Source organism: Gemella sanguinis ATCC 700632, assembly GCF_000701685.1.
Classification (GTDB): Bacteria; Bacillota; Bacilli; order Staphylococcales; family Gemellaceae; genus Gemella; species Gemella sanguinis.
In genome coordinates, this window is the sequence record NZ_JNJO01000020.1 from 1 (window position 1) to 11722 (window position 11722).

Consider the following 11722-nt stretch of genomic DNA (forward strand, 5'->3'; position numbering starts at 1 on the left):
GTACTTGGCGCTGGTGTCACTGGTGTTTGTTTTGCCGGTGTTGTTGGCGTTGTGCTTGGCGCCGGTGTCACTGGTGTTTGTTTGGCCGGTGTCGTTGGCGTTGTGCTTGGTGCTGGTGTCACTGGCGTTTGTTTTGCCGGTGTTGTTGGCGTTGTGCTTGGTGCCGGTGTCACTGGCGTTTGTTTTGCCGGTGTTGTTGGCGTCGTTGGTGTACTTGGAGTTGGAGTCTCAACAACTTTGTCTTCTTTTGGAGATTCTGTCACCTTATCATCTTTTGGTGTTTCTGTCACCTTATCTTCTTTTGGTGTTTCTTTCTCTTTATCTTCTTTTGGAGATTCTATCACCTTATCTTCTTTTGGTGTTTCTTTCTCTTTATCTTCTTTTGGAGATTCTGTCACCTTATCGTCTTTTGGTGTTTCTTTCTCTTTGTCTTCTTTCGGAGTTTCTTTCTCTTTATCTTCTTTTGGTGTTTCTTTCTCTTTGTCTTCTTTCGGTGTTTCTACTGCTTTTTCAGTTATACCAACTTGTTTTCTATTATGTCCATCTTTAACTTCTAATTCAAAGTTATTTTCTTCTAGCGTATAACCTTCTGGAGTAACGATTTGAATTGTATATTTACCATTTTCTAAACGTTTTTGGAATGCATTTTTTCCATATAGACTTGTTGGTAATTCTATTTTTGTTCCTGATTCAGATACAGCATATACTTTTGTACCTGTAGGAACTGGTTTATCGAAACTAATTTCTACAGCGTTTTTGATGATTTCATCCACTCTGAACTCTACTTCTTTAGTTGGAGTATCTTTAGTTATTTCGAATTCTATTTTCGAAGGTGTTTTTAATCTATAATCTTCATCTAATAACACTACTTCTACAGTATATTTACCAAATGGTAATGATTGATAAGTTCGTTTATTACGTGAGAAGTCATCACCTACTACCTCACCTTTTTCATTAGTGATTTTGTAACGAACTCTACGAGAGTTATTTCCAGTTCCATCACCTTTTCTGATTTCTACTTCAAGGCTACCTTTACCATTACCTGCAATATTAGATAAAGCGATGCTATCTTTATTATCGGCGAAATCTTTTACTTCGAAAGTAACATCTTTTAAGTCTACACCTTCTGGAATAGTGTAACTTCCATCTTCATTAGGTTGGATCACATTTTTACCATAACTTAATTTTTTGTAGAATACTCCGCTTCCATCTTCCATTATTGGGTAAGGAGTGAACTTACGTGTAGTTTCATCATAATATCCACCATTAGCACCTGTAATCTTAGGAGCTTTTCTATCGATTACTACATTAAATGATGTTTCTTGCATTTTAGCACCAGTCGCTTGTGAACTATATGAAAGAACATATTGATATTCTCCATCTGGAAGAGGGTTACCGTTTTTATCTACACCTTTCCAGTTTGTTAGAGATAATGCAGTATATTTTTTCCCTGTATTGTTAAAGAAGTTTTTATTCCCTGATGCATTTCCATTTTCGTAAAGTGGATTTTTACGTTCAACATCATCTTTTGCGTATACTGTTAATTTTAAGTTTTCATAGTTACGTAAGAATACTCCACGCATACCGATTTCATCATAGTTTTCATCCCCATTAGGAGAGAAGTATATTTTATCTGTAAAGAATCTCACATTAGTTATTGGGTTAATATATGCACCTGCAAGAGTTCTCTTATCTTTCTTATCTTCTTTGAATGTAGTCAATATACCTGTGAAGTTCATATCCGTTAGAGAATCCCAGTTATTATTATTTGAATCAAATCCATATTCATATGTTGGTTTTTCTCCATCTTTCATAGAATAAATTGGTTTTTCTAATACTGGTAAGTTTTGGAACTCCCCTTTAAATCCTACAAATGGTATACTTGCTACTTTATCTGTTGATTTACCATCAGCTCCGTAAAATTCTACAAATCCTTCTAAATAATAACCATTTTTAAATAATTTTAATAGTTCTTCGTTATATTTACTTGCATCCACTGATACTGTGATTTCTGAAGTAGAATTTGCACCTACAGTAACTGTTTTTTCACCTTCTATTTCATTAAGTAGACGTGAAGTCATAGTTAAGTAACCAGTCCAATCACCATTACCTTCTCCATATGCGTCATCTGTAATTAATGTTGATTTATATTTTAAAGTTTTAGGTTTATCCGAAATATTATGAACTAATAGTTTAACATCGAATTTATCACCTACATTACCTAAACTTACACTACCATAGTCATTTGTTCCAGTAACATAAACATCTCCATAAGCAGCTTTATACGCATCTATTAAACCTGCACCTTGTTGTCTTGGAGAGATATATACACCATTATCTTTATTAACATTAATACTAGCTGTACTCATTAATAAGTGTTTTACTAATTTTTGAAGTTCTTCCGCTGTCTTACTTGGGAATCTTTCCGCAAGAGCTTGTTTTATTAATGCAGTTGCCCCAGCTACGTGAGGTGAAGCCATACTTGTTCCACTGTCTAATCCATATCTTCCATCATTATAAGAAGAGATAATATCTCCACCTGGTGCTGTAACGTCTGGTTTTAAATATCCATCAACTGTTAATCCCCAACTAGATGAATCGTCGAATTTACCAACATTTTCGTTTGGTTTTTTCTCCCATTTTCCGTTGAAGTTAATTTTATACTCCCCTTCATGTTGAGCTAGTTCATTACCGAAGTTATAATAAGTCGTTACTACTGGGAAGTCTTTATCCTGACCATTTAGGACAACGTTATAAATAGTATCCCCATCATTAAAGTACGCTATTACCCCTGCAGCTCCATGTTTTTTAGCTATTTTCACCTTATCTTCGAAGCTATTTTCACCACGTTGAACTAAGGCAATTTTACCTGTTAGATCTTTTCCTTCATAGTTTTCTTCTTTCCCAACACCTACATAAACATAGTCATAGTCTTTATTTTCAAAAAGTTTTGAATATGTAAAGATAGGCACATTACCATTGTTGAAAGCCGCATTACCTAATAAGTTCGCAACTGTAGCAATCTCTCTATTAAGTACACTATTACTAATATTAGCAACAGAAATAGCATCATCAGATACTGATGGACGCCCTACTGTTCCATAGTCTGGGTTAACCGCACGTGGTGTGATGTAATCAAAACCACCTTTAGAGAAGTAGGCATTGTTACCAGCAGCAGCTACAATATTTACCCCAGCTTTTTTAGCAACTTCTAATGCGCTAATTAAGCCATCTCCAACTTCCATTACAGAACCAGCTGGTGACCCTAAACTTAAGTTAATAGTATCGGCACCTAACTTAATAGCATCTTCAATAGCTTTAGTATAAATATAAGACTCTGTTCCTGAGTTTTTAGACTCTGAGAATACACGCATAAATATTAATTGTGCTTCTGGAGCTACACCTGTAATATAGTCACCTGTTCCACTTTTTTCTTTAGGGTTACCTACCGCAGTACCAGCAACGTGCATACCATGTGATTTGAATCCACTTTGTTTAATATCATTATTCCAATCATTATAGTTGAAAGCAAACGGTAATTTATCACTATACCACTTACCGTAGTCTATTCCCGCTTCTTTCATCGCTTTTTCAGCATCTTCTTTTGTTTTATATTTAGACTGAGAGTTATCAGTTAATCTTAAAACTGGGTGATCAGGATCAAGTCCTGAATCAAGTACCGCTATTACTCTTCCTTGCCCACGGTAGCCTTTATCCCATAGTGGTTGAATGTTAATTAGATTATAACTATCTAGAGCTTTAGAGAAGTCATTTACCTCTTCTTTTTTTGTTTCAACTGCATTAGTAGTTGTTTCTGGTTTTTTGTAAGCAACACTTACTTCAACACTGTCTACGAAGTTCATTGCTTGAATTTTTTTAGCATCTTCATAAGTAGTTTCTAAAGCGAACCCATTTAAAAGTGTGTCATATTCAAATAGTTTTTCATAATTCACACCTTTTTCTTTTATTTCTTTTAAGGCTTTTTCACGAGGTTCTTTTGTGCTAGCTTCACGTTTTTTCAACCCTTCAGCTGTTTTTAAATCATCAGGATTTACTTTATCCTCTTTTAATTTAACAATTATTTTTACCTTATCATCATTATTAAATTTTTTCTCATCTTCTTTTGAAACATTAGATAATGCTTGTTCTTTTGCACCATTTTGTGCATAAATAAATTTTGAATTAATATTATTAGTTAATAAATTAACATTCCCCACTAGTAAAGATAAGCTCACTACACTTACTACTGGCTTCTTCGGAAATTTCATGTTAATAACTCCTCCTGGTTTTTTAAAAATAATATCTATATTTTAACTTAAATAATCAGAAAAATCAATTCAATATTCAGAAATAGTTTAATAAAATTTAGGTAATATTTTTTCTGTACTATTACTCTTATCACAATTAGCGAGTTATATTTATCCAAATAATTATAATATTAACCATCTGTGTTTTATAAAAAATAAAAAGCGAAGAAAACATTCTTCACTTCATATATATTTCTATATTTATTTATTAAAACATCGGTTTATACGATACTATTCTTTTTAAAGTTTTATTTGCGTATAATCACACCTTCTACTCCAACTCATCGTAGCTAGGATTTCCACTTATATAGATAGCTCCATAAATAGCATCTACTACAAGGGCTGGAAAAGCGAATAAATCTAAAATTCCATTTAAAACACCAAAGACACATTCAATATAGTTCTCATGCCCTGATAAAACAGCTATCACTATAAGCACAAATGCAACAACTGGTAAAGGTTTTAGAAACTTCATTAATTTCTTATTTTTAAGTAGTTTTTCATAAGTTTCCCATTGGTTAATCGCCCAAATCTTCCCTTGATTTTTCGGCAAATAATACCATGCATAAACAAAGCTGAAAATTAGAAACAGACCTATTGCTATATAAACACAAACTACCATCATTTCTGAAGATAACTCACCTTGAGAAATAAGCAACAAATTTATACAACTAATATCAATAGTTAACACTACGAAAATTAAAGAAATAAGCAGATAAACAAAAATTTTAAATTTTAAAATAAACTTATCAAAAAAAGAAATGACTATTGCGAAAGCACTGTAGTATATGCACACCTCAAACAAAGTTCTATAGACGTCAGTCCAATTTCCGATTGTCATCCCCCAAAATATCATACCTGAAATCACAAGAGTAAACCATGGCACAAACTTTATATACCCTAACACCACTTCATTTTCAATTAATGGCCCATGATAGCGATCAGCCATATTATTACTTTTTTTCTTTTTCTTCGCCATTTTCTAAAGACCTCCTTTTATTTTAAACCACTATCAGCAGTGTTCATTTTTATATACATATATTTATCTTCTTTCTCCATAAACAAATTCACCTAATTTCGGACTAATTCCCTTAGCTCCTGTTTCATACTTCCCATCTTTATTGAATTTCACTAAAGTTGTATCTAACTTCATCTCTGGGTCATCATTAATTATTAAATATATATTTATCCCTCCCATCGGATTTTTTTCTACTTTATCAAGATCAATCTTATAACTTTTTATCTTTCCCTCTGGAGTCAATGCTTTATCATCCATACTCTTCAGCATACTCTCTACAGCTTCTTTTCCATCATCACTTTTCACTATATGTTCTATTCTTTTACTTTCTATATATTCTTTACCATATATTAACCCTATCGCCCCTATAATTAATAGTAAAGCCATCAGGATTCCTTTTAATACTTTTTTCATCGTCCCCTCCTAAACTATTTATATTACTATATTTTATATATAGACTATATACATTAAATTACCTTTTTCGCTAATCGATAAACTTTGATAATTTAGGACTAATTCCCCTTGCTCCTGTTTCATACTTATCTCTAGTACCTTTATGCAAAGTAGTATCTAATACCATATCCGGATCATCATTAATTATTATATATATATTTATTCCACCCATTGGGTTTCTTTTAACTTTATCAAATTCTATCTTATAAGTTTTTATTTTCCCCTCTGGGGTTAACGCCTTATTATCCTCTTCTCTTATCATTTTTTCAATAACTTGTTTTGCTTCATCACTTTTCACTATATGTTCTATTCTCTTACTTTCTATATATTCTTTACCACATATCAATCCTACTGCCCCTACAATTAATAGTAAAACTAGCAGGATTCCTTTTAATATTTTTTTCAACAATCTCATCCTCCCACTCTATTATTTTACTTATAATTATAATATTATTTCAATAGTTTGTATATATTTTAAATACTTTACATGCAAATCTACTTAGTTTATATAAAAAAGCGAAGAAAAACTTCTTCGCTTTATATATTTATTATGCTTTACTTCCAAAACATTGCTCTACTATTTGGGAGATATGAGAAGCCATAGTTCCCATATCTTCCATTCTTTCCGCTAGAGCTTCTATTGATTTACCTTTATTTTCATTCACTAATCTTAAAAATCCTAGAGCTTGTGTATATATCCTATTCATAATCGATGCTATAACTCTTTGACCTTTTACTACATCAGACAACGTAGAATAATTATATATTGCATCTTCTAGATAACTTCTAAGCTGTGTTTTTAATGAAGGTAGTGAATTACCAGTGTTAAAGATTGTTTGTATTGTTTCCTGATATTCCTGCTCAATATTATCTATAAAATTCTTAATTTCTTTAATGCTGCTAGCTATACTAATACATGCTTCTACCGTATTATAAAAATTTATACTTAACTTCACCTTATAACATATTTCTGTCGCAAATTCAGCTATAACATCGCTAGCTGCAGATTCGGTATCATTTAAACCGCTATGAGTAGCATCAACACTACTTTTAGACTCAGTTAAATACCCTGAAAAAGCAGTTATCATACTATCCCCTAAAGATTTTGTAGTATTATCGACTTGTTGATCAAAGGCTTTTAACACTTCTAAGTCATCAAATAAGTTTAATTGCTTAACAAATGTATCAAAATCTGTTGGAATAGTCCCTACTATATAGCCACCCATTACATCTTGATTAGATCTCCAGTTTTGTTCAATCGTAGCATCATTATTTCTGTGACTTTCAGCTAGTGCATTAACACTACCAATCATACTATTTATACATGATTCCATTTTGTCAACATTAGTTAGTTCGACAGCTAACACTTCCGTAAGAGGATTAGCTATCCCATCATCAAATGCAGATCTTATTCCTTCACCTTTTAAAGTGTCACCTATACTTTTCTTAAAACTATTTATTGTATCCACACCTTTTTGAGCTATTCCTGTTCTTGTGTAAATAGTAAAGAATTTACCAGGATCAGTTGACCCCTGTATTACGTTAATTGTTTTACTAATAGTATCCCAAGTTTCACTAGCCTTTTTACTTAGTGAATCTAGTAATTTAGTCACTATACCATAATCCCATGAGGCTCCACTTCTATAACACCATGTTTTAAAACCACTAAATCCAAACCAGTCAAATTGTCTAGAAAATTGATATGTACTATAATTAGCTATTTCTGAGAATAGTTTTTCTTTTCCTTCTAACTTCGTGTAAAAATTATCTAAATTTTTAATGCTCTTTATAAGATTTATTTGTTCTAAGTAGCTTACTATAGATTGTTCTAAAGTTTCCGTTCTATTTGCCTTTCTCGATTCTACAGTACTATTTGTTGTGGTTGATTTAGTTAATAACTCTCTTATTTGTTTTATATCTTCTAATAACCCTTGTAAATTTTTGGATAATCCTTGTAGAGAAGAGAAATTAATAACTATATCTTTACCAGCTCCACTACCCGGCATTAACTCAGTTGTAAGTAGTTTATCTTTTCCAAATTGTGCATCAAGTTTACCATCTCGGTCTACATCGACTGAAAGACCTTGAACTTTGTTAATCGCCGCATCTCTAACTTTGTCTTTTGCTTCTGCCTGAAGTTTCTTTATTTCATCGGGTTTATTCCATGCTTTTACTCTATTTCCTTTTTCATCTATAAGATTCCCGTTATCATCAAATCGATATCCTCCCCACATATGCTGATCTGTTGCCCCAGCTACATTTCCAAAAACGGATCCTATATTTTTACCTACAACTGCACCACCTAACCCAAAAACACTTCCTATAAGCGCTCCTTTAACCTTTCCTTTAGATACCTCTTTAGAAATCTTATCCTCTCCAACAAACTTATATGTTTTCCCTACTGTACCTTCTCCTTTATTATATCCTAAACCAACTGAGTCTCTACTATCTACATAATTATTTATTTTATCATATAGTGCACTAACATTTATTTTTTGTTCTTCTGTAAGTGTTGGATAAATATTCGGACCATTGTATATATTTGCAGATTTTATTCTAGAATAATCCGTTACATTCGCTAAGGCATATTGAGCATCCATTGACCCTAATGAATGAGCATAAATATTAATTTTCGCATTTGGATACTTATCCATCATTTCTTTTAAGTAATCTGATGATGCTTCCAACTGACCGGTAACTCCTTTTCCACCTGTAACTATTTTCCCAGCCATCGGAATATCATTTGCTCCCCAATCTCTTAATACATCTCCCCCATTAGATAATATTTCAGTCGGAGCAGTTGAACCCCTATATAATATGGTTATTTCCTCAACCTTTTCTCTTTCACTAAGTGGAGCATCTGGAGACACAACTTCATTACTTCCACTTGTTTTAGTATAAGTATAGATTTGTTCTCCATTATTACTACGGTTGTCGTTTGCATCAGATAAGATACCTACATACTCATTACCAGGATTAGTCCTTAATGAATCACCTATATTTCTATTTTCATACTCCTCTTTCGCTAAATTTACATTAGTTTCATCTGAATACGCCATAACCTCTACCCCTCATACAATAATTTATGTAATTTTGAAGAAAAACTTAAGGCTCCTAAACTATAATCTTTTCCTGAATTATATTTGTTAATAATAGTACCTATAGTAAGTTCCTCATCATTATTAATAATAATTTTTATACTTATACCACCCATTGGATTTTTTTTCACTTCACTGTAATCTATCTTATAACTTTTTATTTTTCCCTCCGGAGTTAAGGCTTTATCATCTTGTTCTTTTAACATTTTCTCTATCGCCTCTTTTGCCTCATCACTTTTTACAATGTTTTCTATTTTATTATCATTATTGTTCATATATACTTTACCTCCTACTACTCCTACTGTGGCTAATACCGCTAGTGATACTCCTATTAATGCTTTTTTACCAACACCATCACCTTCTATCATATTTTACTTATTACAATTATAATACTTTTTTATCACTTTGTATATTATTTCATGAAATAATTAAATATAAATCTAGAATAGTATATTTTAAAAGATTTTTATTGTCCATCTTATATCAAATTATCACTTTATTTATCTATTTTTAAACAACAAAAAACTGCAACATATGTTGTAGTTCAATTCTATGATATTATGTTGCTCATTCTACACTGAAATATGTATATTATATGTCTATATAAATATTTTTGTATTACTTAAGGAGAAATATAATATTTTAGCTACATTAAGACTCCAAATATCCATAGTGTTGATTAATACATTTATTTATTTTCATTTTATCTTTGCACCTTCTATTCAAGCAAATCATCTCGTTCAACAATACAAAAAACAGCAAATCTTCATTTTAAATTTGCTGTTTTTTGTATTGATATTTTATATTAATTTAATAATATTATTATTTCATTGGTCACTAATTACTTTTTACCAATTAGATTCTACTTCATATATTTTACCAACAGTCCCTTTATCTTTTTCATAACCAAAACCTGCTATGTCTTTACTATCTATAAAGTTATTTATGTTGTCATATAATGCACTGGCATTCAATCTTTGTTCATAAGATAAAATAGGAAAGACGTTTGGACTATTATATAGATAAACAGATTTTATTCTATCATAATCTGTTACATTTGCTAAAGCATATTGCGCATCTGCTCCCCCTAACAAATGACCATATATATTAATTTTAGCAAATGGATACTTCTCCATAATATCTTTTAAATATTCCGATGAAGCTTTTAACCTCTCTACCGCAACCTTGTCATTCGACAAAATACTTTTTGTTGTTTTCAAGGCTTTTTCTACCAAATCCCTTGACGAATCCCCCTCTTTCGCATCGCGCGGTAACCCTTGGAACAATATCGTTACTTCTTTCACCTTTATTCTATCCCTAGTCTGAGCATCGGGTTTAACCACATCTTCTCCGTCTATTGTTTTTGTATATAAGAAAATTCGTTCTCCATTATTGGTACGATTATCATTTATATCAGATAGAGTTGCAACATACTTCTTATCAGAAGTTTCTAAGGACATACCTAAGTAAGGATCTTTAACATATGCTTGATTTGTTAAATATATATTTTCCTTATCCGATATAGTAATTGCACCTCTTTTCTCTTGTGTAAGATTTCTTAATTTCGGACTACGCCCCAAAGCACCTGTTTCGTACTTTTTCCCTTGTGTACCTTTTTGTAGAGTAGTGTTTAATTTCATCTCAGGGTCATCATTAATTATTAAATATACACCTATACCGCCCATCGGATTTCTTTGAGATTCATCATATTCTATCTTGTAACTTTTTATCTTACCTTCTGGCGTCAAAGCTTTATCATCTATAGCCCTAAGCGTATTTTCTATAGTCTCTTTTACCTCATCACTTTTCACTATACTTTCTATTTCTTTATTACTATTCATATTTCCTCTATACTTTGTTACCCCTACTATTGCGACAACTACTAGTAAAACTAGTGAAATTCCTATTAATACTTTTTTCTTCAATGTTATCACCTCTAATTTTTTCTTATTGTACATTATTCCTCTAATTCATTTGTAAGCTTATCAAACTTCGGACTACGTCCCGGTGCACCCGCTTCATACTTTTTCCCTTGTGTACCTTTCACTAAAATTGTATTTAATTTCATCTCAGGGTCATCGTTAATTATTAAATATACATTTATCCCTCCCATTGGGTTCTTTTTAACTTTATCATATTCTATCTTATAACTTTTTATCTTGCCTTCTGAGGTTAACGCTTTATCATCTATACCTCTTAACATAATTTCTATAGCTTCTTTTCCATCATCACTTTTTACAATATTCTCTATCTCTTTATTTCCCATATATTCTTTACCCCACATAAATCCTACTATTGCCATAATTAACAATAAAACTATAAGAATTCCTTTTAATACTTTCTTCAACATATCATTACCTTTGTCTCTATCACAATTGTATTTTAGTTGTCAAAACTAGACATCTTTCTTTATAAACTATACCTATTCTATAAATGTTTTTATTAACTTATTCCCTCTCTTTTTGCCCTCTATCCGTAAGTTTCCATAGTTCGGGAGAAATAGCTGTTGAGTCTATTATATACTCACCTCTCGAGTTTTTTTCCAATGTGGTATTTACTATCATTTCTTCATTATCATTAACTATTATTGAAATATTAATCCCTCCCATCGGATTCTTTTTAACTTTACTATAATCAATTTTATAACTTTTAATTTTTCCTTCTGGTGTTAAAGCCTTGTTTTCTATTTTCTTCAACATATTTTCAACCGCTGTTTTTGCTTTATCACTTTTCACAATATGTTCTATTTTATATTTTTCGTAATAAATATTTCCAACTACAAATCCAATTAACAACAAAATACTTGTTATGGTCGCTACTAAAAATTTTTTCATTATTTAAATGCT

Annotated in this window: 9 protein-coding genes; all 9 read right to left on the reverse strand. The window is 31.5% G+C overall.

Annotated elements, in window-relative coordinates; translation table 11 throughout:
- Positions 1-4268: S8 family serine peptidase (locus T369_RS08895; RefSeq protein ID WP_031553518.1), on the reverse strand; the 4268-nt coding region annotated here is incomplete at its 3' end.
- 310 nt (positions 4269-4578) lie between these two features.
- The gene (locus T369_RS0106980) at positions 4579-5286 is read right to left on the reverse strand and encodes a hypothetical protein (RefSeq protein ID WP_031553521.1); all 708 of its coding nucleotides are present in this window, start codon (positions 5284-5286) and stop codon (positions 4579-4581) included.
- A gap of 63 nt (positions 5287-5349) precedes the next feature.
- Positions 5350-5739: a DUF1310 family protein gene (locus T369_RS0106985; protein WP_031553524.1), complete on the reverse strand. Its 390-nt coding sequence runs from the start codon at positions 5737-5739 to the stop codon at positions 5350-5352.
- A 70-nt stretch (positions 5740-5809) separates the two neighbouring features.
- Complete coding sequence (locus T369_RS0106990) at positions 5810-6193, reverse strand: DUF1310 family protein (RefSeq protein WP_168421664.1); 384 nt, start codon at positions 6191-6193, stop codon at positions 5810-5812.
- Between the two features lie 133 nt (positions 6194-6326).
- Positions 6327-8837 (reverse strand): SA1320 family protein, encoded by a 2511-nt coding sequence (locus T369_RS0106995; protein WP_031553531.1) that lies wholly within the window; start codon positions 8835-8837, stop codon positions 6327-6329.
- Between the two features lie 5 nt (positions 8838-8842).
- On the reverse strand, positions 8843-9244 hold the full coding sequence (locus T369_RS0107000) for a DUF1310 family protein (protein WP_031553535.1): 402 nt from the start codon (positions 9242-9244) through the stop codon (positions 8843-8845).
- Between the two features lie 480 nt (positions 9245-9724).
- Positions 9725-10834, reverse strand: a complete 1110-nt coding sequence (locus T369_RS09030; RefSeq protein WP_031553537.1) for a DUF1310 family protein — start codon at positions 10832-10834, stop codon at positions 9725-9727.
- Positions 10834-11226, reverse strand: coding sequence for a DUF1310 family protein (locus tag T369_RS0107010; RefSeq protein WP_031553541.1), 393 nt, complete (start codon positions 11224-11226; stop codon positions 10834-10836). The genes T369_RS09030 and T369_RS0107010 overlap by 1 nt, the downstream gene beginning before the upstream one ends.
- Positions 11227-11323: 97 nt before the next feature.
- Positions 11324-11710, reverse strand: a complete 387-nt coding sequence (locus T369_RS0107015; RefSeq protein WP_031553554.1) for a DUF1310 family protein — start codon at positions 11708-11710, stop codon at positions 11324-11326.
- Between the last annotated feature and the right edge of the window lie 12 nt (positions 11711-11722).